The 22,302-nt window shown below is 71.7% G+C and carries 20 protein-coding genes; 7 read left to right on the top strand and 13 right to left on the bottom strand.

All coding sequences use genetic code 11. The features are described 5' to 3' along the window. Window positions 1-16: 16 nt before the first annotated feature. Window positions 17-832 (bottom strand): aldo/keto reductase, encoded by an 816-nt coding sequence (locus ACT17Q_RS07995; RefSeq protein ID WP_094180070.1) that lies wholly within the window; start codon window positions 830-832, stop codon window positions 17-19. 90 nt (window positions 833-922) lie between these two features. Between ACT17Q_RS07995 and ACT17Q_RS07990 the strand changes: the two genes are divergently transcribed. Beyond that, the gene (locus ACT17Q_RS07990; protein ID WP_094180071.1) at window positions 923-1,207 is read left to right on the top strand and encodes a YciI family protein; all 285 of its coding nucleotides are present in this window, start codon (window positions 923-925) and stop codon (window positions 1,205-1,207) included. A 71-nt stretch (window positions 1,208-1,278) separates the two neighbouring features. Here the strand turns inward: ACT17Q_RS07990 and ACT17Q_RS07985 are convergent, their stop codons facing one another. From ACT17Q_RS07985 to ACT17Q_RS07950, 8 genes are all read right to left on the bottom strand, one after another. Next, window positions 1,279-2,271: a TerC family protein gene (locus ACT17Q_RS07985; protein WP_094180072.1), complete on the bottom strand. Its 993-nt coding sequence runs from the start codon at window positions 2,269-2,271 to the stop codon at window positions 1,279-1,281. A gap of 1 nt (window position 2,272) precedes the next feature. Further along, window positions 2,273-3,271, bottom strand: coding sequence for a TerC family protein (locus ACT17Q_RS07980; protein WP_094180073.1), 999 nt, complete (start codon window positions 3,269-3,271; stop codon window positions 2,273-2,275). Window positions 3,272-3,505: 234 nt separating this feature from the next. Continuing rightward, window positions 3,506-3,820: a VOC family protein gene (locus tag ACT17Q_RS07975; RefSeq protein WP_444665313.1), complete on the bottom strand. Its 315-nt coding sequence runs from the start codon at window positions 3,818-3,820 to the stop codon at window positions 3,506-3,508. 172 nt (window positions 3,821-3,992) lie between these two features. Further along, window positions 3,993-6,098, bottom strand: coding sequence for an excinuclease ABC subunit UvrB (gene uvrB, locus ACT17Q_RS07970; RefSeq protein WP_094180075.1), 2,106 nt, complete (start codon window positions 6,096-6,098; stop codon window positions 3,993-3,995). Between the two features lie 63 nt (window positions 6,099-6,161). Beyond that, a complete protein-coding gene (locus ACT17Q_RS07965; RefSeq protein WP_444665312.1) occupies window positions 6,162-6,578 on the bottom strand; it encodes a hypothetical protein in 417 nt (138 codons plus the stop codon). A gap of 225 nt (window positions 6,579-6,803) precedes the next feature. Continuing rightward, window positions 6,804-7,448, bottom strand: a complete 645-nt coding sequence (gene coaE, locus ACT17Q_RS07960; RefSeq protein WP_444665311.1) for a dephospho-CoA kinase — start codon at window positions 7,446-7,448, stop codon at window positions 6,804-6,806. Window positions 7,449-7,592: 144 nt separating this feature from the next. After that, window positions 7,593-9,062, bottom strand: coding sequence for a 30S ribosomal protein S1 (gene rpsA, locus ACT17Q_RS07955; RefSeq protein ID WP_094180078.1), 1,470 nt, complete (start codon window positions 9,060-9,062; stop codon window positions 7,593-7,595). Window positions 9,063-9,280: 218 nt separating this feature from the next. After that, a complete protein-coding gene (locus tag ACT17Q_RS07950) occupies window positions 9,281-10,306 on the bottom strand; it encodes a 6-phosphofructokinase (protein WP_094180079.1) in 1,026 nt (341 codons plus the stop codon). Between the two features lie 139 nt (window positions 10,307-10,445). Between ACT17Q_RS07950 and ACT17Q_RS07945 the strand changes: the two genes are divergently transcribed. Next, a complete protein-coding gene (locus ACT17Q_RS07945; protein WP_444665310.1) occupies window positions 10,446-11,267 on the top strand; it encodes a class I SAM-dependent methyltransferase in 822 nt (273 codons plus the stop codon). A 64-nt stretch (window positions 11,268-11,331) separates the two neighbouring features. Here ACT17Q_RS07945 and ACT17Q_RS07940 read toward each other — a convergent pair whose 3' ends face one another. From ACT17Q_RS07940 to polA, 3 genes are all read right to left on the bottom strand, one after another. Then, entirely contained in the window at window positions 11,332-12,990 is a 1,659-nt protein-coding gene (locus ACT17Q_RS07940; RefSeq protein ID WP_094180081.1) for a solute symporter family protein, read from the bottom strand. Continuing rightward, entirely contained in the window at window positions 12,987-13,331 is a 345-nt protein-coding gene (locus tag ACT17Q_RS07935; RefSeq protein ID WP_444665374.1) for a DUF485 domain-containing protein, read from the bottom strand. The genes ACT17Q_RS07940 and ACT17Q_RS07935 overlap by 4 nt, the downstream gene beginning before the upstream one ends. Window positions 13,332-13,506: 175 nt before the next feature. After that, window positions 13,507-16,167, bottom strand: coding sequence for a DNA polymerase I (gene polA / locus ACT17Q_RS07930; protein ID WP_444665373.1), 2,661 nt, complete (start codon window positions 16,165-16,167; stop codon window positions 13,507-13,509). A 145-nt stretch (window positions 16,168-16,312) separates the two neighbouring features. Here polA and ACT17Q_RS07925 point away from each other — a divergent pair, with 145 nt between their 5' ends. Further along, a complete protein-coding gene (locus ACT17Q_RS07925) occupies window positions 16,313-16,780 on the top strand; it encodes a hotdog fold thioesterase (RefSeq protein ID WP_094180084.1) in 468 nt (155 codons plus the stop codon). Between the two features lie 63 nt (window positions 16,781-16,843). Here the strand turns inward: ACT17Q_RS07925 and ACT17Q_RS07920 are convergent, their stop codons facing one another. Next, window positions 16,844-17,521 carry a GNAT family N-acetyltransferase gene (locus ACT17Q_RS07920; RefSeq protein ID WP_094180085.1) on the bottom strand — a complete coding sequence of 226 codons (678 nt, stop codon included), beginning with the start codon at window positions 17,519-17,521 and terminating at the stop codon, window positions 16,844-16,846. Between the two features lie 429 nt (window positions 17,522-17,950). Between ACT17Q_RS07920 and ACT17Q_RS07915 the strand changes: the two genes are divergently transcribed. The 4 genes from ACT17Q_RS07915 to ACT17Q_RS07900 are packed head-to-tail and all read left to right on the top strand — an operon-like array spanning window position 17,951 to window position 22,136. Further along, complete coding sequence (locus ACT17Q_RS07915) at window positions 17,951-19,384, top strand: branched-chain amino acid ABC transporter permease (RefSeq protein WP_444665309.1); 1,434 nt, start codon at window positions 17,951-17,953, stop codon at window positions 19,382-19,384. 16 nt (window positions 19,385-19,400) lie between these two features. Continuing rightward, entirely contained in the window at window positions 19,401-20,387 is a 987-nt protein-coding gene (locus ACT17Q_RS07910; protein WP_444665308.1) for a branched-chain amino acid ABC transporter permease, read from the top strand. Beyond that, window positions 20,377-21,336 carry an ABC transporter ATP-binding protein gene (locus ACT17Q_RS07905; RefSeq protein ID WP_444665307.1) on the top strand — a complete coding sequence of 320 codons (960 nt, stop codon included), beginning with the start codon at window positions 20,377-20,379 and terminating at the stop codon, window positions 21,334-21,336. Before ACT17Q_RS07910 ends, ACT17Q_RS07905 begins: the two co-directional genes overlap by 11 nt. A 23-nt stretch (window positions 21,337-21,359) precedes the next feature. Next, the gene (locus ACT17Q_RS07900; RefSeq protein ID WP_369826337.1) at window positions 21,360-22,136 is read left to right on the top strand and encodes an ABC transporter ATP-binding protein; all 777 of its coding nucleotides are present in this window, start codon (window positions 21,360-21,362) and stop codon (window positions 22,134-22,136) included. Window positions 22,137-22,302: the final 166 nt, after the last annotated feature.

The following is a 22,302-nucleotide window of genomic DNA, read 5'->3' as shown; positions in this document are numbered from 1 at the left end:
ATCGGGTGCCGCGGGGTCAGCTCACGAGGTCCGGGTGGGAGCCGGAGCGCTCACCGCGGTCGAGCGCCGCGATCCGCTCGTGGTCCCGCGGGGTCAGCTCGAGGTCCGCCGCGGCGAGGTTCTCGCGGATGCGCGCGGGCGTCACCGACTTCGGGACGACCGCGACGCCCAGGTCGAGGTGCCAGCGCAGGACCACCTGCGCGACGCTCGCGCCGTGCTCACGCGCGATGTCGAGCAGGACGGGATCCTCCAGGACGGCGCCCCGGCCCAGCGGCGACCACGCCTGCGTCACGATGCCGAGCTGGGAGTGCATCGCACGCAGCTCGCGCTGCTGCAGGTACGGGTGCAGCTCGACCTGGTTCACCACGGGCACCTCACCCGAGTCCTGCACGATGCGCTCCAGGTGGTCGGGCTGGAAGTTCGAGACGCCCACCGACCGCACGCGGCCCTCGTCGCGCAGCCGCAGCAACGTGCGCCACGTCGGCACGTACTGCTCCCGCGCCGGAGCGGGCCAGTGGATCAGGTACAGGTCCGGCGCGCCGAGCCCCAGGCGCCCGACCGACTCCTCGAACGCCGCCTCGGCGCGGTCGCCCTGCGCGTCGTTCCACAGCTTCGTCGTGACGAAGACGTCGTCCCGGTCGAGGCCGCTGGCGCGCACCGCGCGCCCCACCGCAGCCTCGTTGCGGTACAGCGTCGCCGTGTCGACGAGCCGGTACCCCGCCGTCAGCGCCTCGGCCACCGCGGGCTGCGCGGCCTCGTCGGACACCTTGTAGACCCCGAAGCCGAGGACCGGCATGCGCATGCCGTCGGCGAGCGTCACGCGAGTCGTCATCCCGCCACTCTGCCACCCGACCAGGCCCGACGCGTGCCGGTGACCGGTCGGTGTGCGCCATCCCACGTCGCGTTCGGGCAGGATGTCGCCATGGCCACCTTCGCCGTCCGCTACACCTACGACGAGCGCACCGATGCTCGCGACCACTTCCGCCCCGAGCACCGCGCCTACCTCGCGGGCCTCGCCGACGCGGGCGCGCTCAAGGGCTCCGGACCGTGGACGGACGGCGCGCCCGGCGCGCTGCTCGTCCTCGTCGCGGACGACGAGGACCGCCTGCGGGCGATGCTCGCGGACGACCCGTTCCAGCGCGAGGGCCTCGTCGCCGAGACCGAGGTGCGCGGCTGGGACGTCGTGCTCGGTCCCTGGGCCTCCTGACCCCGCCGCACCGGCACGGCACCGGCACGACACCGGCACGGCATCGGCACCGCACCGACCCCGCGTGCCGCTCAGGGCGTGAGCGCCGCCCGGGCGTCGCGCGCGGACTTCACCAGGCTCACGGCCGCCGTCGTCCCGAGGATCACGACGATCGCGACCAGCGACAGCCAGATCGGGATCTCCGGCGCCCACGCCACGGGCTCACCGCCGTTGATGACCGGCAGCTCGTTCTCGTGCAACGCCTCGAGCACGAGCTTCACGCCGATGAAGCCGAGCAGCACCGCGAGCCCGTAGTTCAGGTAGACCAGGCGCGCGAGCAGGTCACCGAGCAGGAAGTACAGCTGGCGCAGCCCCATGAGCGCGAACAGGTTCGCCATCATGATGAGGTACGGCTCGCTCGTCAGCCCGAACAGCGCGGGGATCGAGTCGAACGCGAACAGCAGGTCCGTCGCGCCCAGCGCGACCAGGACGATCAGCATCGGCGTGATGAGGCGCCGCCCGTTCTCGACGACCGTCAGGTGCACGCCGTGGTACTGCGTGGTCGACGGGAACCAGCGCTGCACGAGGCGCAGCAGCAGGGGCGGGTGGAACTCGTCGGGGCCGTCGTCCGACCCCTCACGTGCGACCTTCCACGCCGTCCACACGAGGAACGCACCGAACAGGTAGAACACCCAGCTGAACGAGCTGACGATCGCCGACCCGAGCAGGATGAACACGGTCCGGAACACCAGCGCCAGCACGATCCCGACGAGCAGCGCCGTCTGCTGGTACTGCCGCGGCACGGCGAACCGACCCATGATCAGCATGAAGACGAACAGGTTGTCGACCGACAGCGAGTACTCGGTGAGCCAGCCCGCGTAGAACTCACCCGCGTACTGGCCCCCCGACGTGACGAGCACTCCGAGCCCGAACAGCACCGCGAGGCCGACGTACAGCCCGAGGTGCCGCAGGCACTCCGCGGTGCTCGGCACGTGCGGCCGGCGCCCCACGATCACCACGTCGACGACCAGCAGGGCGGTCACGATCCCGAGCGAGACCGCCCACACCAGCAGGGAGACGTCCACGTCACTCCTGTCCGGCAGCGACGCGTCGGTCGCTGCGTGTCTTGAGAAGGCTGGCGACCGTCGCGACCGCGAGGGTCCCCAGGATCACCGTGAGCGAGAGCCAGATGGGGATCTCCGGCGCCCACTCGATGTGCTCGCCCCCGTTGATGAACGGCAGCTCGTTGGTGTGCATCGCGTGCAGCAGGAGCTTCACCCCGATGAAGCCGAGGATCACGGCGAGGCCCTGCGAGAGGTACACGAGACGCTCGAGCAGCCCGCCGATCAGGAAGTACAGCTGACGCAGCCCGAGCAGTGCGAACGCGTTCGCGGTGAACACGATGTACGGCTCCTCGGTCAGACCGTAGATCGCGGGGATCGAGTCGAGCGCGAACAGGATGTCCGTCGAGCCGATCGCGACCATGACGAGGAGCATCGGCGTGAGCAGCCGCTTGCCGTCGACCACGGTCGTGAGCCGGTCGCCGTCGTACTCCGTCGTCGTCGGGAAGACGCGACGCACCGCCCGCACGAGGAACCCGTCGCCGACCTCCTTCTCGTCGGACCCGTCGTGGTCCTCCCGCGCGAGCTTGACGCCGGTGTACACGAGGAACGCACCGAACAGGTAGAAGACCCACGACCACCGCTCGATCGCCGCCGCGCCCACGAGGATGAACACGGTGCGCAGCACCAGCGCGATCGCCACACCGATCAGCAGCACCTTCTGCTGGAACGCCCTGGGGACGGCGAACCTCGTCATGATGATGAGGAACACGAACAGGTTGTCGACCGACAGGCTCTTCTCGGTCACGTACCCCGCGAAGTACTCCGCGCCGTGGTCCCAGCCCCAGGACGCGCCGACCGCCACGCCGAACAGCAGCGCGAGGACGATGTAGACCGACGACCACCAGGCCGACTCGCGGAACGTCGGCTCGTGCGGCGTGCGCACGTGCGCGAAGAAGTCGAAGACGAGCAGACCGACGACGCCGGCGGCCGTGAGCAGCCAGACGAGGCTCGAGACATCCATGGACAGACCTCCGGTACGAGTTGTGCGTCAGTACCGAAGGTCTCCCCCGCCCGCGATGCGGGCCGACCGCACCGGGCTCCGTCGGTCGCCACCACGGCGGATCGCCGGGCTGCGACCGGCGGCGTCCGTGATGACGACGCGGCCGATTGTGGGGTACTCCCCTTCACCGTCCGCCATCGTAGGTGACGGATGCCCCACGCGCCGCACGTGTCCACGGCCGCGCGCGTCGGGCCGCTACTGGACGCAGAACTCGTTGCCCTCGGGGTCCTGCATCGTCACCCAGAAGCTGCCGAGCTCCTCCTTCTCGTACAGCCGCCGCGCGCCGAGCGCCTCGAGCTGGCTCGCCCGGGCACGCACCGCGTCCGGACGCTCCTCGCGCGGGAGGTCCGGCCGGACCGTCACGTCGAGGTGCACGCGGTTCTTGCCCGACTTCTCCTCGGGGACCTTCTGGAACCACAGGCGCGGGCCGGCTCCGTCCGGGTCGACCACGGCGTACGCGGAGTCGCGCTGCTCGACCGGGACGCCCATCGCGTCGAGCGCCCGTCCCACGTCGAGAACGGCGGCGGGGGCGCGTCCTCCACGTAGCCGAGCACCTGCGCCCAGAACCGGCCCAGCGTGGGCGGGCTCGCGGCGTCGAACGTGACCTGGATCCGTGCTGCCATGCTCACTCCTCGTCGTCCTGCGGATGGGCGGGTGGCGCGTGGGTGGACGCGTCGTGCCGTCAGGCGGTCGCGGCCTGCATCTGCCGCAGCTCCTTCTTCAGGCCCGAGATCTCGTCACGCAGCCGCGCGGCGAGCTCGAACTGCAGCTCACCGGCCGCCGCGTGCATCTGGTCCGTGAGCTCCTGGATCAGCGTCGCGAGCTCACCTGCGGCAGCCCCGGTGAGCCGGGTCCGCTCGTCGGACGGCGCCGCCTTCGAGCCGAACCCGGGGACCGGCGCCTTGCCGCGGCTCGTCTGACGGCCGCCACCGCCCAGCAGCTCGGCGGTGTCCGCGTCCTCGCGCGCGAGCATGTCGGTGATGTCGCCGATCTTCTTGCGCAACGGCTGCGGGTCGATCCCGTGCTCGAGGTTGTAGGCGACCTGCTTCTCGCGGCGCCGGCTGGTCTCCTCGATCGCGAGCTGCATCGCCGGCGTGACCTTGTCCGCGTACATGTGGACCTGGCCGGACACGTTGCGCGCCGCACGGCCGATGGTCTGGATGAGCGACTTGCCCGAGCGCAGGAAGCCCTCCTTGTCCGCGTCGAGGATCGCGACGAGCGACACCTCCGGCAGGTCCAGGCCCTCTCGCAGCAGGTTGATCCCGACCAGCACGTCGTACTCGCCGAGCCGGAGCTCGCGCAGCAGCTCGACGCGGCGCAGCGTGTCGACCTCGGAGTGCAGGTACCGCACCCGCACGCCCTTCTCGAGCAGGTAGTCCGTGAGGTCCTCGGCCATCTTCTTGGTCAGCGTCGTGACGAGCACGCGCTCGTCGCGGTCCACCCGGTCGCGGATCTCGCCGAGCAGGTCGTCGATCTGACCCTTCGTCGGCTTGACGACGACCTCCGGGTCGACGAGGCCCGTCGGGCGGATGATCTGCTCGACCACACCGTCGGACATCGACAGCTCGTAGTCGCCCGGCGTCGCGGAGAGGTAGACCGTCTGGCCGATGCGCTCGACGAACTCCTCCCACCGCAGAGGGCGGTTGTCGACGGCGCTCGGCAGGCGGAAGCCGTGCTCGACGAGCGAACGCTTGCGCGACATGTCGCCCTCGAACATCGCGCCGATCTGCGGCACGGTCACGTGCGACTCGTCGATGACCAGCAGGAAGTCCTCGGGGAAGAAGTCCAGCAGCGTGTTGGGCGCCGACCCGGCCGCGCGTCCGTCGATGTGCCGCGAGTAGTTCTCGATGCCGGAGCACGAGCCCACCTGCCGCATCAGCTCGATGTCGTACGTCGTGCGCATCCGCAGGCGCTGCGCCTCGAGCAGCTTGTTCTGCCGCTCGAGCTCCGCGAGCCGCTCCTCGAGCTCGGCCTCGATGCCGTGGATCGCGCGTTCCATGCGCTCCGGCCCCGCCACGTAGTGCGTCGCCGGGAAGATCATCATCTCGTCCTCGGCGCGGACCACCTCACCGGTGAGCGGGTGCAGCGTCGCGATCGCCTCGATCTCGTCACCGAAGAACTCGATCCGGACGGCCAGCTCCTCGTACATCGGGATGATCTCGACCGTGTCGCCACGCACCCGGAACGTACCGCGCGTGAACGCCATGTCGTTGCGCGAGTACTGCATCTGCACGAACCGGCGCAGCAGCTGGTCGCGGTCCACCTGGTCGCCGACGCGCAGCGTGACCATGCGGTCCACGTACTCCTGCGGGGTACCCAGACCGTAGATGCAGGAGACCGACGCGACGACGACCACGTCACGGCGTGTGAGCAGCGAGGACGTCGCCGAGTGCCGCAGACGCTCGACCTCGTCGTTGATCGACGAGTCCTTCTCGATGTAGGTGTCCGTCTGCGCGATGTACGCCTCGGGCTGGTAGTAGTCGTAGTACGAGACGAAGTACTCGACCGCGTTGTTCGGCAGCAGCTCGCGGAACTCGGTCGCGAGCTGCGCGGCCAGCGTCTTGTTCGGCGCCATGACGAGCGTCGGGCGCTGCACCTGCTCGATCAGCCAGGCGGTCGTCGCGGACTTGCCGGTACCCGTCGCGCCCAGCAGCACGACGTCCTTCTCGCCGGCCTGCAGCCGACGCGTGAGCTGGGCGATCGCCTGGGGCTGGTCGCCGGACGGCGTGTAGTCCGACACGACCTCGAAGGGCGCGACGGTCCGCTGGAGCTCCGTGACTGGACGCATGGCACCACGGTACGTCGGACCACCGACACACCCGCCTCCGACGTCAGTCGCCGGCCACGGGGCTCAGTCCTTGCCGTCGACCAGGGTGACGATCGCGTTCGGGTCCTCGCGCACCACCGCGGCGACGTACCAGTCCATGAAGCTCTCGTACGCGCTGAAGCCGAGGAGCTTGCGCTTCGCCATGGGGATGAGCGCGTTGACGCCGCCGTCCTTGGTGCGGAAGAACGTGATCGCGGTCCGGGCCGTGGTGCGGCCCACCGCACGGTCGGTGCGCACCTCGAAGCGGATCAGCTCCGCACCCTCGATGTGGTCACGCAGCGACACCGTCGTCGAGTGCGGGGTGCGTGCCTCGACGCGGAACCGGCCCGCGTCCGAGTCGCCGGACATCGCCGCCTTCTCCGCGAGCTCGAGCATGCGACCCTCGGACAGCGTCGACGACGCGACCGACACCGACGCGCGCGTCTGGACGGGCTTGACCATCCGCTCGTACCTCCTTGTTGCGGCGACCTCTTCGGCACCGGATGTGTCGTCTATCGGTCGTCCGACCGTCGAAGTTGAGCCCCCACCAGGCACAAGGCACTTTCGTCCCCGGTCTGGCGGGACCATAGCGGCTCGCGCGGACGGGCGGAACGGCCGTTCCCAGATCGTGACCGAGAGTGCCTCGGACGCCGCATCCGCTCACCCCGCCGCGTGACGGCGGGCGGCTCAGCCGTGCCGCGCGTCGGTCTCCTCGGCGGCACGCTCCTGCGTCCGCTCCGTGCACAGCCGGTCCCACAGCTTGTCCACCTGCGCGCGCAGGTCCGCGTCGGTCCCCGACCCGTCCAGGACCACGTCCGCCACCGCCACGCGCTCGTCGTCGCCGGCCTGCGCCGCGACCCGCGCCTCGGCGTCCTCGCGTGACATGCCGCGCAGCCGCACGAGGCGCTCGACGCGCAGCACCGCCGGCGCGTGGACGACGACGACGAGGTGGAACGAGCCGGCCTGACCCGTCTCGACGAGCAGCGGGATGTCGTGGACGACGACCGCGCCCGGGTCGGCCGTCGCGGCGGCGGCCTCACGCTCGGCCGACAGGCGCCGCACCGCGGGGTGCACGATCGCCTCGAGGGTCCGCCGACGCTCGTCGTCGCCGAACACCACTGACGCGAGCGCGGCACGGTCGAGCGAGCCGTCGGGTGCGAGCACCTCCGCACCGAACGCCTCGACCACCGCGTCGAGCCCGGCCGTCCCCGGCGCCACCGCCTCGCGCGCGAGCGCGTCGGCGTCCACGACGACGGCGCCTCGCTCGGCCAGGCGGCGCGCCGCCACGGACTTGCCGGCCGCGATCCCACCCGTCAACCCGATGCGCTGCATGGGCCCCATCCTGCCCGCACGGGCCGTCCCGCGCCCGCGGCAGGTCGAGGCCGGCCCGGCACACGCCGACGGGCCGGCCACCCGAAGGTGACCGGCCCGTCGTGGAGCGCGCCGCGGGACGAGGCCCGCGGTGCGTTCAGCTGCTCAGTTGCCGGTGAGCTTCTCGCGCAGAGCGGCGAGCGCCTCGTCGGACGCGAGCGTCCCCGTGGCCTCGTCGGTCGACGACGAGTAGGTCGACGGCGCAGGAGCGCTGCTGCCCTCGGGCGTCTGCGCCTCGGCGTCGGCCTTCTGCGCGTCCGCGACCTGCTTGCGGTGCGCCTCCCAGCGCTCGTGCGCGGCCGCGTACTGGGCCTCCCACGCCTCGCGCTGCGTCTCGAAGCCCTCGAGCCACTCGTTCGTCGTCGGGTCGAAGCCCTCCGGGTACTTGTAGTTGCCCTGCTCGTCGTACTCCGCCGCCATGCCGTACAGCGCGGGGTCGAAGTCCTCCGACTCGGGGTCGAAGCCCTCGTTCGCCTGCTTCAGCGACAGCGAGATGCGGCGACGCTCGAGGTCGATGTCGATGACCTTGACGAACACGTCGTCGCCGACCTGCACGACCTGCTCCGGGATCTCGACGTGGCGCACGGCCAGCTCCGAGATGTGCACGAGGCCCTCGATGCCGTCCTCGACGCGCACGAACGCGCCGAACGGGACGAGCTTGGTGACCTTGCCGGGGACGACCTGGCCGATGGCGTGCGTCCGGGCGAAGGCCTGCCACGGGTCCTCCTGCGTCGCCTTCAGCGACAGGGAGACACGCTCGCGGTCGAAGTCGACGTCGAGGACCTCGACCGTGACCTCCTGGCCGACCTCGACGACCTCGGACGGGTGGTCGATGTGCTTCCAGGACAGCTCGGAGACGTGCACGAGGCCGTCCACGCCACCCAGGTCGACGAACGCACCGAAGTTGACGATCGAGGAGACGACACCGGGGCGCACCTGGCCCTTCTGCAGCGTCTGCAGGAAGGTGGAGCGGACCTCGGACTGCGTCTGCTCGAGCCACGCGCGGCGCGACAGGACCACGTTGTTGCGGTTCTTGTCGAGCTCGATGATCTTGGCCTCGATCTCCTTGCCCACGTAGGGGCCGAGGTCGCGGACACGACGCATCTCGACGAGCGACGCGGGAAGGAAGCCGCGCAGACCGATGTCGAGGATGAGGCCGCCCTTGACGACCTCGATGACGGTGCCGGTGACGACGCCGTCCTCCTCCTTGATCTTCTCGATCGTGCCCCACGCGCGCTCGTACTGCGCCCGCTTCTTGGACAGGATCAGCCGGCCTTCCTTGTCCTCCTTCTGGAGGACCAGGGCCTCGACCTCGTCGCCGACCTTGACGACCTCGCCGGGGTCCACGTCGTGCTTGATGGACAGCTCACGGGAGGGGATGACGCCCTCGGTCTTGTAACCGATGTCCAGCAGGACCTCGTCACGGTCGACCTTGACGACGACGCCCTCGACGATGTCGCCGTCGTTGAAGTACTTGATGGTGGCGTCGATCGCGGCGAGGAGGTCCTCGGCCGTGCCGATGTCGTTGATCGCGACCTGCGGCGTGCCGGACTTCGCGGGGGTGGAGATGCTCATGTAGTGGTGGGCTCCGATGCGGACAGGAAGTAGTTCGGACGTGGACGGCGGGCACGTCTCGACGACGGGATCACGTGGATGTGTTCTCGAGGCCCCCGACGGCCCGTCGCGGCTCCCGACGAACGGGAGATCACGCGGGCTCGCGAGAAGAAGGCGCGCGGCACCGCCGTCCACCCTATCGGTGGATGGCGGGACCGGTCAAAGCGTCCCCGGGGAGGTCAGGCGAGCGCGCTGGCCACCGCGAGCAGCTCCGCGGGCACGTGCTTGACCTTGCCCGCGACCTCCTCGAGGGGCACGAGCTCGACCCGGTCGCCGCGCAGCGCGGTCATGACGTTCGAGCGCCCCTGGGACACCGCGTCGATCGCCGCGACGCCGAACCGGCTGCCGAGGATCCGGTCGGTCGGCGTCGGCGTTCCGCCACGCTGCACGTGGCCCAGCACGGTCACGCGCGTGTCGAACCCCGTGCGCTGCTCGATCTCGGCCTTGAGCCGCTCGCCGATCGCGCCGGCGACGATCTCGCCGAACTTGCCGACCTGGGTCTCGTAGTGCATCGCCGTGCCCTCGGCCGGGACCGCACCCTCCGCGACGACGATGATCGAGAAGCTCGCGTGCGCGCGGTGCCGGTGCTTGAGGAACCGCTCGATGCGCTCGATGTCGAACGGCGCCTCGGGCGCCAGCACGATCTCCGCACCACCGGCGATGCCCGCGGTCGTCGCGATCCACCCGGCGTGCCGGCCCATGACCTCGACGATCATGACGCGGTTGTGGCTCTCCGCGGTGGTGTGGATGCGGTCCACCGCGTCGGTCGCGACCGTCACGGCCGTGTCGAAGCCGATGGACTGGTCCGTGCCCCACACGTCGTTGTCGATGGTCTTGGGGATCGCGACGATGTTCACACCCGCCTCCGCCATCTTGCTCGCGGCGTGCAGGGTCCCGTCGCCCCCGATGCAGATGAGCGCCTCGAGGCGCTCGGCCTCGAGAGTCGCGAGCACGGCGTCGATCCCGCCGTCGGACGCGTGCGGGTGGAACCGCGCGGTACCCAGCAGCGTGCCGCCCACGGGCAGGACGTTGCGGATGTCCTTGCGCGTGAGGGGCTGGACGTCGCCGTCGACGACGCCGCGCCACCCGTTGCGGAAGCCGACGATCTGGTGGCCGTACTCCCCCTCGCCTCGCTTGACCACGGCCCGGATGGCTGCGTTCAGCCCCGGGACGTCGCCACCTCCGGTGAGCAGACCGACTCGCACGCGTGCGCTCCTTCGTCGACAACAGGTGGGGGAACAGCGGTCCGCGCGTCGTCGGGCGTCCGTGTGCACGTCAGCCTAACGGCGCGCGGCGCGAGGAGCGCAGACCTTCCGTCCCAGGGACGTCGGCGACACTGGTGGCATGCCCTCCGCCGCGCACGACGACGACCGCCCGGACGAGCTCGCGGAGGTGGCGTTCCGCCACGTCGCGGACGACGGGTCCGCGGGGCGCCGCTGGTGGGACGCGAACGCCGACGAGTACCTCGACGAGCACGGCGCGTTCCTCGGGCCGGCCGACTTCGTCTGGTGCCCCGAAGGGCTGCGCGAGGCCGACGCCCGGCTGCTCGGCGAGATCACGCCCGCGACGCGCGTCCTCGAGATCGGGGCGGGCGCCGCGCAGTGCAGCCGCTGGCTCGCCGCGCAGGGCGCCTCGGTGCTCGCGACCGACGTCTCGCGCTCGATGCTCGCCGCCGGCCGCCGGTACGACGAGGCGGCCGGCGTGCGGGTGCCCGCGGTGGTCGCCGACGCGCGTCGGCTGCCGTTGCCGGACGCGTGCGTGGACGTCGCGTTCACCGCGTTCGGCGCCATCCCGTTCGTCCCGGACGCGCGCGCCGTGCACGTCGAGGCCGCCCGGGTGCTGCGCCCGGGCGGGCGGTGGGTGTTCGCGGTGACGCACCCGCTGCGGTGGGCGTTCCCCGACGACCCCGAGGGCCTGACGGCGATCCGCTCCTACTTCGACCGGCGCCCGTACGTGGAGCTCGGCGCGTCGGGGGCCGTGCTGTACGCCGAGTACCACCGCACGCTCGGCGACCACGTCGCGGACGTCGTCGGCGCGGGCCTGGCGCTGGACCGGGTGGTCGAGCCCGAGTGGCCCGCGGGGCACGACCGCACGTGGGGCGGCTGGGGCCCGGTCCGGGGCGCGCTGCTGCCCGGTACCGCGATCTTCGTGACGCACCGCCCCTGACCCCGCAGGGGGCGTGACGACGGGCGGCCCGGCTCGCGGGCCGCCCGTCGTCACGTGGCACAGCTCAGTGCACGGTGGCCTTCTCCGCGCCGGCACCGGTGAGCGAGCGCACCTCCATCTCCGCGAACTTCTCGGGGTGCGGCTTCTCCTTCGACAGGTACGTGCCGACGATGCCGAGCACGAACGCGAGCGGGATCGAGATGAGCCCGGGGTTCTCGAGCGGGATCACGTGGAAGTCGACCGACGTGTCCTTGATCATCGACAGGCTGTCGCCCGTCACCGGGTCGACCTTGCCCGAGACGACGGGCGAGAACGTGATGAGCACGATGCACGAGATCAGACCCCCGTACATGCTCCACAGCGCACCCGACGTGTTGAACCGCTTCCAGAACAGCGAGTACAGGATCGTCGGGAGGTTCGCGCTGGCTGCGACCGCGAACGCGAGCGCGACGAGGAACGCGACGTTCTGACCGTTGGCGAAGATCCCGCCCACGATCGCCAGGATCCCGATCGCGACGACCGTCATGCGCGCGACGCGCACCTCGCCGTCCGGACGCACCTGACCGCGCTTGATGACGTTCGCGTAGATGTCGTGCGCGAACGAGGTCGCGGCGGTGATCGTGAGGCCCGCGACGACCGCGAGGATCGTCGCGAACGCGACCGCCGAGATCACGCCCAGGAGGACGGTCCCGCCCAGCTCGAACGCGAGCAGCGGCGCGGCCGAGTTCACGCCGCCCGGCGCCGCCTTGATCGCCTCCGGGCCGACGAGCGCACCCGCGCCGTAGCCGAGCACCAGCGTGAACAGGTAGAAGATGCCGATCAGCCAGATGGCCCACACCACCGAGCGCCGGGCCTCCTTGGCGGAGGGCACCGTGTAGAAGCGCATCAGCACGTGCGGCAGACCCGCGGTGCCCAGCACGAGGGCCAGGGCGAGCGACAGGAAGTTGAGCTGGCTGGTCGCGCTCGCGCCGTACTGCTTGCCCGGGCCGAGCAGCGCCTCACCGCCCTCGCCCGCCGCGTCGACCGCGCCCTGCATGACCTCCGACAGGCTGAACCCGAACCGCGCGAGCACCCACAGCGTCATCACGCCCGCGCCGACGATCAGCAGGACGGCCTTGATGATCTGCACCCACGTGGTGCCCTTCATCCCGCCGACCAGGACGTACAGGATCATGAGCGCGCCGACGACCGCGATGACGACGCCCTGCGCGGCCACTCCCTCGATGCCCAGCAGGAGCGCCACGAGGCCGCCGGCGCCCGCCATCTGCGCGAGCAGGTAGAAGAACACCACCGCGAGCGTCGACAGCGCCGCCGCCATGCGCACGGGCCGCTGCTTCAGCCGGAAGGACAGGACGTCCGCCATCGTGAAGCGGCCGGTGTTGCGCAGCAGCTCGGCGACGAGCAGGAGCGCCACGAGCCACGCGACGAGGAACCCGATCGAGTACAGGAAGCCGTCGTACCCGTTGAGCGCGATGGCGCCGCAGATGCCGAGGAAGGACGCCGCGGACAGGTAGTCGCCCGCGATCGCGGTCCCGTTCTGCGGGCCGGTGAAGGACCGCCCCGCCGCGTAGTAGTCCGCGGCGGTCTTGTTGTTGCGCGACGCCCGGAACACGATGACGAGCGTCACGAGCACGAACAGCGCGAAGATCCCGATGTTGACGACCGGCTCACCGACCGTCTTCGACTCCGCCGCCAGGGTCGCCGATCCGACGAGCGCGCTCATGCCACCTCACCCGACCCGAGCTCGCCGTCCTCGATCTTCGCGCGCAGCTCCTCGGCGACCGGGTCCTGCCGGTCGTTGGCCCACCGCGCGTAGATCATGGTGATCGCGAACGTGGACACGAACTGCCCGAGGCCGAACAGCAGCCCGACGGTGATGTTCCCCCACGCCTTGGTGGCCATGAAGTCGTGCGCGTAGTCCGCGAGCAGGACGTACACGAAGTACCAGACCAGGAACAGTGCGGTCATGGGGAAGACGAAGCGGCGGAACCGGCTGCGCAACGCCTGGAAGTCGGGGCTGTCCTGGACCACCTGGTACGGGGTCTGGGGTGGTTCGTCGATCATCTCTGACACGCGCGTCTCCTCCCGAACGGGCGAACGGCACCATTGCCGCCGGCCATGAGTGTGACCCACGACACGGCGTCACATCGAGAGACACACCCGACAATTCACCGAAATGCAACACCAGCCGGTCGAAACAGTCGTCCTGGTGCGTGCCGGCCCCGCCGCCTGACGTGCGTCAGTGGCCTGCCTCGTGCCAGCTCGACCCCACGCCGACGCTCACGTCCAGCGGGACGTCGAGCCGGCCGTCCGGGAGGGCCGAGTCGGCTGCCGCCATCTGCTCCCGCACGAGCGCCTCGACCTCGTCCTGCTCGCCGGCGGCGACCTCCAGGACCAGCTCGTCGTGCACCTGCAGGAGCATGCGCGAGTCCAGCCGCCGACGTCGCAGCTCGGCGTCGACCCCGAGCATCGCGAGCTTGATGAGGTCCGCGGCACTGCCCTGGATCGGGGCGTTGAGCGCCATCCGCTCGGCCGCCTCGCGGCGCTGTCGGTTGTCGCTCGTGAGGTCCGGCAGGTACCGCCGCCGGTCGAGGACCGTCGCCGTGTACCCCGTCGCCCGTGCCGTGTCCACGACGCCCGTGAGGTACTCGCGCACCCCGCCGAACCGCGCGAAGTAGTCCTTCATGAGCTCGGCGGCCTCGGACACCTCGATCGAGAGCTGCTGCGACAGGCCGTACGACGAGAGCCCGTACGCGAGCCCGTAGGACATCGCCTTGATCTTCGAGCGCTGCGCGGCCGTGACCTCGTCGGTGGGCACGCCGAACACGCGCGAGCCGACGTAGCTGTGCAGGTCCTCCCCCGAGCGGAACGCCTCGATCAGGCCCTCGTCGCCCGACAGGTGCGCCATGATCCGCATCTCGATCTGCGAGTAGTCCGCGGTGAGGAGCGTCTCGAACCCGTCCCCGACGACGAACGCCCGGCGGATCTGCCGGCCGGCCTCGGTGCGGATCGGGATGTTCTGCAGGTTGGGGTCCGTCGAGGACAGCCGCCCCGTCGCCGCGATCGTCTGCTGGAACGTCGTGTGGATGCGGCCGTCGGGAGCGACCGAGCGCTGCAGACCCTCGACCGTCTGGCGCAGGCGGATCGCGTCGCGGTGCGCGAGCAGGTGCTCGAGGAACGGGTGCTGCGTGCGCGCGAACAGGTCCGTGAGCGCCGCGGCGTCCGTCGTGTAGCCGGTCTTGATGCGCTTGGTCTTCGGCATCTGCAGCTGGTCGAACAGCACCTCCTGCAGCTGCTTCGGCGAGCCGAGGTTCACCTCGCGCCCGATCACCGCGTACGCCTCCTGCGCGGCGCGCGTCACCTGGCCGTCGAACTCGCGCTCCAGGTGGTGCAGCCAATCCGCGTCGACCGCGATGCCCGTGCCCTCCATCCGCACGAGCACGGCCTGCAGCGGCAGCTCGACGTCCCGCAGCAGGTGCGCCGCGCCGCGGTCCTCCACCTCCGACTCGAGCACGTCGGCCAGGTCCCGGACCGCCGCGGCCCGGACCGCGGCCCGGCGGTCCTCCCCCGTGCCGTCGAGCTCCAGGTCGAGCGCTCCCTGGCCACCCGTCGCGGCGTCGTCCTCGCCGAGCTCGCGGTGCAGGTAGCCGATCGCGAGGTCGGGCAGGTCGTACGCGCGGCGGTCGGGCTGGCACAGGTACGCCGCGAGCTCGGTGTCCGAGCGCACGCCCGCGAGCGTCAGGCCGCGGCCGCGCAGCGCGTGCGCCGCGACCTTCGCGCCGTGCACCGCCTTGCCGCGCGCCTCGTCGGCCAGCCACGCGGCGAGCGCGTGCTCGTCGGCGGGCGACACCTCGGCCAGGTCCACGACGGCCGCGCGACCCTCGGCGTCGGCGATCGCCACACCCCACGCGTCCCCACCCGCGGGTGCGCCCGAGCCGCGCACGTCCAGGCCCAGCACCGCGTCCGAACGCTCCGCGAGCCAGCCCTCGAGCGCCCCGTCGGCGAGCTCGGCCAGCTCGAGCGCCGCCGCCGCCACGGCCACCGCGGACGTGCTCGACTCGTCGGGCAGCATCGCGAACAGGCGGTCGCGCAGCGTGCGGAACTCGAGCTCGTCCAGGATCGAGTGCAGCGCCTGCCGGTCCCAGGGCCGCGCCTCGAGGTCCTCCGGGCCCATCGGCAGCTCGAGGTCGGTGACGAGCTGGTTGAGATGCCGGTTCAGCCGGACCTGCGCGAGGTTCGCGCGCAGCGACTCCCCCGCCTTGCCCGTGATCCGGTCCGCCGCGGCGACGACGCCCTCGAGCCCGTCGTACTGCGTGAGCCACTTCGCGGCGGTCTTGGGACCGACGCCCGGCACACCCGGCAGGTTGTCGGACGTCTCGCCGACGAGCGCCGCGAGGTCGCTGTACCGCTCCGGCGGCACGCCGTACTTGGCGGCGACGGCCTCCGGCGTCATCCGGGCGAGCTCGGAGACCCCACGCACCGGGTAGAGCACGGTCACGTCGTCGCGCACCAGCTGGAACGCGTCGCGGTCGCCCGTGCAGATGAGCACGTGCATGCCCTGCGCCGTCGCCTGCGTCGCGAGGGTCGCGAGCACGTCGTCGGCCTCGAACCGCTCCTTGGTGAGCACGGGGATGTGCAGCGGCTCCAGCACGCGGCGGATCACGTCCACCTGGCCCCGGAACGGCTCGGGCGTCGCGTCCCGCGTCCCCTTGTACGCCTCGTACTGCTCGGTGCGGAAGGTCGTGCGCCCGAGGTCGAACGCGACCGCGACGTGCGTCGGCTGCTCGTCGCGCAGCAGGTTGGCGAGCATCGAGGTGAAGCCGAACACCGCGTTCGTCGGCTGGCCCGACGACGTCGCGAAGTTCTCGACCGGGAGCGCGAAGAACGCGCGGTACGCCATCGAGTGGCCGTCGATCAGCAGGAGCCGCGCAGGCTCCTGCCGCTGCCCGCCACGACCGTCCTGGTCCACGTCCCGCCCGACTCCCGGCCCGACTTCCCGGTCCACGTCCCGCTGTCCCTCGCTCACGGGTGCCAACCTATCTGCCATGACCGACACGCCCGAGCCCGCGCCCGCCGCACACCCCCACGCGGACCCCGTCCCCGGCAGCGGCCGCAGCGGTGTCCCCGAGGCGCTGGTCGACGAACGCGGGACCCTGATCGAGCGGCTCGGGATCGTGGTGCGCGAGGTCAGCGCCGAGCACGCGGTCGCGACGATGCCCGTCGCCGGCAACACGCAGCCGTTCGGCCTGCTGCACGGCGGGGCGACCGCCGCGCTCGCCGAGACGCTCGGCTCGTACGCCGCGGTCGCGCACGCCGGACCGGGGCGGGTCGCGGTGGGCATCGAGCTGAACGCGACGCACCACCGCTCCGCCCGGAGCGGGACCGTCACGGGCACGGCCCGTGCGGTGCACCTGGGCCGGACGCTGGCGACCTACGAGGTCGTGGTCGACGACGACGAGGGGCGACGGCTGTGCACCGCACGCCTCACGTGCATGGTCCTCGACGCGCGCTGAGCACTGCGCGGGCCGGCCTCGCGTCGGCGCGGCACCGGAGCGGCTGACGCGGTGCCGCTCGGGTCACCAGCCCCGGCCGGGCGTCGCCGAGGGACGGCGCAACGCGGCGGAACGGTCGATGCGCAGGCCCAGCGCCGCGGACTGCTCGGCCTCGGCCGGCTGCCGGGCGGCGCGTGCCTGCCGGCGGCGCGCGATGAGGTCCTCGAGCCCTCGGGGAGCAGGCCGGCGCGCGGGCACCGCCGCCGCGCCGTCGTGCTGCAGGCGGCGCTGGAGCGCGGCCGTACCGGCGACCCGGAACGCCGCGGCGGGGGCGAACCCCAGCCGGGCCAGGAAGCGCTGCATGCCGCGCGCGCCGGGAAGCGGCGCCGCGTAGACCTCGGCGGCGCCGTTCTGGTCCGCGAGCGAGACCGCGTGCGCGAGCATCGCGTGGCCGAGCCCGCGCCGGCGCGCCGTGCCGACCACGTAGATCGCCTCGAGCGCCAGCGACGTGCCGTCCTGGAACAGGCTCGGTCCGACGAGCCGCCCGAGCAGGAGCCCTGCGGGCTGCTCGTCGATCGTCCCGACGAGGACCATCCCGCCCTCGACCCCGAGGAGCGCGCCGAGCTGGCGGCGCAGGCGCTCGGTGTCGTCGGTGCAGAGCTGGGCGCCGGTCCCCGCCTCCTTGCGGGCCTCGAGGCACAGGTGCACGAGGTCGTCGAGGTCGGCGGGCCGGGCAGCGCGCGCTTGCACTCCAGGACGCACGGTTTCGAGCACCTCCGGCGGACGAGGGGGATCCGGACTCCGGCACGCCCCGCTGCCCACGACGGCGCCGACGTCGATCATGGACCACATCGGGCCGCCGTGCCTAGTCCCGGACCCGGCGCTGTGACCGTTCCGAGCCGGGGCTCCGGGACGTTCCGGACGTCCGGTCGCCCGCTCCCGCAGGAGGTTCTGCGCGCATCGGACGCGTCCGATCGTGCGACACGCGCCCGTCCTCTGGGCAACGCGAAACGAGATCGACACAATCAGTGCCTAACGTCGGCCGCGCCTCGCGCCCGGCGCGGCTCGAGGCACCGCTGCACCCCGCAGAACCAGCACGCAGTACCACCCCGTACCACCAGCACCTTGCACCACGCAGGACGACCGCCTGACCCCCCGGGCGGTGTTGCGAGTACAGGACGGAGGTCCTAGGTGAGCGCTCTCGCCCATCCAGGACGAGCACCGGGCACGGCACGGCACGCGATCTCGAGGCGCACCAGACGCGCGGCAGGCACGCTCGTGCTCGCGCTGGTGGCCTTCCTGGCCCTGGTCGTGCACGCCGGTCCGGCGTCCGCGGCCACCGCGGCGCCCTGCACGCCCGACGCGACCACAGGCTGCGTCCTGGGGACGATCAAGACCGCGGCCGGGGAGCCGGCGGTCGGCGTGGTCCTCACGGTCGAGGGCGGCGGCGAGAGCGTCGAGGTGACCACCGGGGCGGACGGCACGTGGTCCGTGCCCGTCACGACCGCCGGGGACTACACCGTCTCGATCGACCCCGCGACCCTGCCCGAGGGCGAGACGCTGCGCGACCCGTCGGTGACCTCCCGGACCGTCAAGGTGCTGCTCAACTCGCAGTCGCGCGCGCTGTTCGCGCTCGGTGAGCCCACCGGCGGCGCGACGACCTCGCCCACGTCCGGCGCGAGCACCGCACCGGACGACAGTCCGGGTCCGACGAGCGGCAGCAGCACCGCCGGCGGCGGCGTGACGGGCAAGCGCGTCGCCCAGCAGCTCGCGAACGGTCTCGTGTTCGGTCTGCTGCTCGCGCTCGCCTCGGTCGGGCTCTCCCTCATCTACGGCACCACCGGGCTGAGCAGCTTCGCGCACGGCGAGCAGGTCACGCTCGGGGCGATCCTCGCCTACTTCTTCGTCCAGACGGTCGGGCTCGACCTGTGGCTCGCGGCGGTGCTCGCGACCCTGCTCGGCGCCGCGTCGGGCTGGCTGCAGGACGCCGGGATCTGGCGACCGCTGCGGCGCAAGCGCATCGGCCTGACGCAGCAGATGATCGTCACGATCGGCCTGTCGATGGTGCTGCAGTACCTGTTCCAGTTCCTGCTCGGTGGCGGCCGGCTGCGCATCGACACCACGAACCCCACGCGGGTCTCGATCGGGCCCGTGTCCCTCACGCAGCAGGCGATCGTGTCCGCCGGGATCGCGGTCGTCGTCCTCGCGGGCGTCGCCGCGTTCCTCCTGTACAGCCGCACCGGCCGCGCGACGCGCGCGGTGTCCGACAACCCGGCCCTGGCCGCCGCGTCGGGCATCGGTGTCGAGCGCGTCATCCGGATCGTCTGGACCGGCGCCGCGGGCCTCGCGGCCCTCGGTGGCGTGCTGACCGGTCTGTACTTCCAGTCGACCGCCTGGAACATGGGCGGCACCGTCCTGCTCCTGATGTTCGCCGCGGTCACCCTCGGCGGGCTCGGCACGGCGTGGGGTGCGCTCGCCGGGTCGATCGTCATCGGCGTCGTCGCCGAGATGTCGAGCCTCGTCATCCCGTCCGACATGAAGTACGCAGGAGCGCTGCTCATCCTCATCGTCGTCCTGCTCGTGCGGCCCCAGGGCATCCTGGGCCGCCGGGACCGGATCGGCTGAGGCCAGGAGGGACACCATGGACTGGACCCGGATCCTCACCAACGTCGCGGGCGAGGCGTTCGCCCCCGCGACCGCGGCCTACGCGCTCGCCGCGATCGGCCTCAACGTGCACTTCGGCATGACGGGACTGCTCAACTTCGGGCAGGCCGGGTTCGTGCTGCTCGGTGCGTACTCCTACGCCATCACCGCGATCGCCGGGTGGCCGTTCTGGGCGTCGGTGCTCGCCGCGATCGCCTCCGCGGTCATGTTCGGCATCGTGCTCGGCATCCCGACGCTCAAGCTGCGCGGCGACTACCTGTCGATCGTCACCATCGCCGCCGCGGAGATCGTCCGCATCGTCAGCCGCTCGACCTCGCTGACCGAGCTCACCGGCGGCAACTCCGGTCTCTCGGGCGGGGACGGCTTCAAGAAGTCCTTCGAGGCGCTGTGCCCGTTCCCCGACGGGACGACGACGATCTGGCTGTGGACCTACCCCAACTGCACCTCGGGGTCGTGGTGGCTGCGCGTCGCGGCATGGGCCGCGGTCGCGATCGGCTGCCTGCTCGTCTGGCGGTGGATGCGCTCGCCCTGGGGCCGCGTGCTCAAGGGCGTGCGCGAGGACGAGGACGCGGTGCGCGCGCTGGGCAAGAACGTCTACGGCTACAAGATGCAGGCGCTCGTGCTGGGCGGCGTCGGCGGCGCGGTCGCGGGCATCTTCTACACGCTGCCCACGGCCGTGCAGGCCGACTCGATGGGCCGCACCATGACCTTCAACATCTGGACGATCCTGCTGCTGGGCGGCGCCGCGACGGTGTTCGGCCCCGTGCTCGGGTCGGTCCTCATGTGGACCGTGTTCATGCTGGTCAAGAGCGTGCTGCGCGACCTGGACCTGTCGTTCATCTCGAGCACGCAGTCCGAGGCCTTCTCCTGGATGCTCGTCGGGCTCACGCTGATGCTGCTCGTGATCTTCCGGCCGCAAGGCATCCTCGGCGACAAGAAGGAGCTGGCGATCGATGTCCGCTGAGACTCCCGACACCCCCGGCGCCGAGGCCCGCGCGGTCGTCCCGCGCGAGCGCATCGCCCGCGAGCTCGCCTCGGTCCCCCGCGTCCCCGGCGCCCCCAAGCCCGACCCGATCATCGTCGCGTCGGACGTGCGCCGGACGTTCGGCGGCATCAACGCCGTCGACGTCGAGCACCTGGAGGTCCAGCGCGGCGCCATCACCGCGCTCATCGGTCCGAACGGTGCGGGCAAGACGACGCTGTTCAACCTGCTGACCGGGTTCGACCGCGCCGACGCCGGCCAGTGGACGTTCGAGGGGCGCCCGGCGCAGGGCAAGCCCGCCGCCCGGATGGCCGGCGCGGGCATGGTGCGCACGTTCCAGCTCACCAAGGCGCTGTCCCGCATGACCGTCATGGACAACATGCGGCTCGGCGCGACCGGTCAGCGGGGCGAGAACATCTTCGGGTCGCTGCTGCCGTGGCTGTGGCGGGCGCAGGAGGCCGAGGTCACGGAGCGGGCGCGCGAGCTGCTCGAGCGGTTCAAGCTCGACGGCAAGGCCGACGACTTCGCCGGGAGCCTCTCGGGTGGGCAGCGCAAGCTCCTCGAGATGGCGCGCGCGCTCATGACGCGTCCCACGATGGTCATGCTCGACGAGCCGATGGCCGGCGTGAACCCCGCGCTCACGCAGTCCCTGCTGGGCCACATCCAGGCGCTGCGCGACGAGGGCATGACCGTCCTGTTCGTCGAGCACGACATGCACATGGTGCGGCACATCTCGGACTGGGTCGTCGTCATGGCCGAGGGGCGCACAGTCGCCGAGGGCCCGCCCGAGACGATCATGCAGGACCAGGCCGTCGTCGACGCCTACCTCGGGGCGCACCACGACACGGACCTGGGCGACGACTCGCTCCTCGCGGACGACGTCGTCGAGCAGTACGAGGCAGAGGCCGAGGCCGAGGAGGCGACGCAGTGACCACCCAGACCACGGCACGGGACGTGCACCGCGGTGCACCCGACGGCGAGCCGCTGCTCGACGCACGCGACCTGTACGCGGGGTACCTGCCGGGCGTCGACATCCTCAACGGCTGCAACCTCGTCCTGCACCCGGGCGAGCTCGTCGGCATCATCGGGCCGAACGGCGCCGGCAAGTCGACGCTGCTCAAGGCCCTGTTCGGCCTCGTGCCGATCCGCCAGGGCAGCGTGACGCTCGGCGGCGACACGATCACGAACCTGCGGGCCGACAAGCTCGTGCGACGCGGCGTCGGGTTCGTGCCGCAGACCAACAACGTGTTCCCCTCGCTGACGATCGAGGAGAACCTGCAGATGGGCATCTTCCAGGACCACAAGCGGTTCGCCGAGCGCTTCGCGTTCGTCACCGACATCTTCCCCGCGCTCGGCGAGCGCCGACGGCAGCGTGCGGGCTCGCTGTCCGGGGGTGAGCGCCAGATGGTCGCGATGGGCCGCGCGCTCATGATGGAGCCGTCCGTGCTGCTTCTCGACGAGCCCTCGGCCGGGCTCTCCCCCGTGCGCCAGGACGAGGCGTTCCTGCGCACCCGCAAGATCAACAAGGCGGGCGTCTCGATCGTCATCGTCGAGCAGAACGCGCGGCGCTGCCTGCAGATCTGCGACCGGGCGTACGTGCTGGACCAGGGCCGCAACGCCTACTCGGGCCCCGGGCGGGAGCTCATGCACGACCCGAAGGTCATCGAGCTGTACCTGGGCACGCTCGCGACGGACGTCGAGGCCGCGGCCAAGGACAAGCCCGCCGACTGAGCACGCCCTGACGACGAGGGCCCGATCCCCCAGGGGTCGGGCCCTCGTCGTCCTGGCGCGCCGCCCACCAGCACCCGTGAGGCGTGGCCGGTTCCGGACCCGTGCCGCGCCCGGAGCGGGCCGGACGTGCGCCGGCCCCGACGGTCGCGGTGACCGCCGGGGCCGG

Origin of the sequence: Cellulomonas sp. CW35, assembly GCF_052378485.1 — a bacterium.
GTDB lineage: Bacteria > Actinomycetota > Actinomycetes > Actinomycetales > Cellulomonadaceae > Cellulomonas > Cellulomonas uda.
The sequence above is the reverse complement of the archived record's forward strand: the minus strand, read 5'-3'. Positions and strand labels throughout refer to the sequence as shown.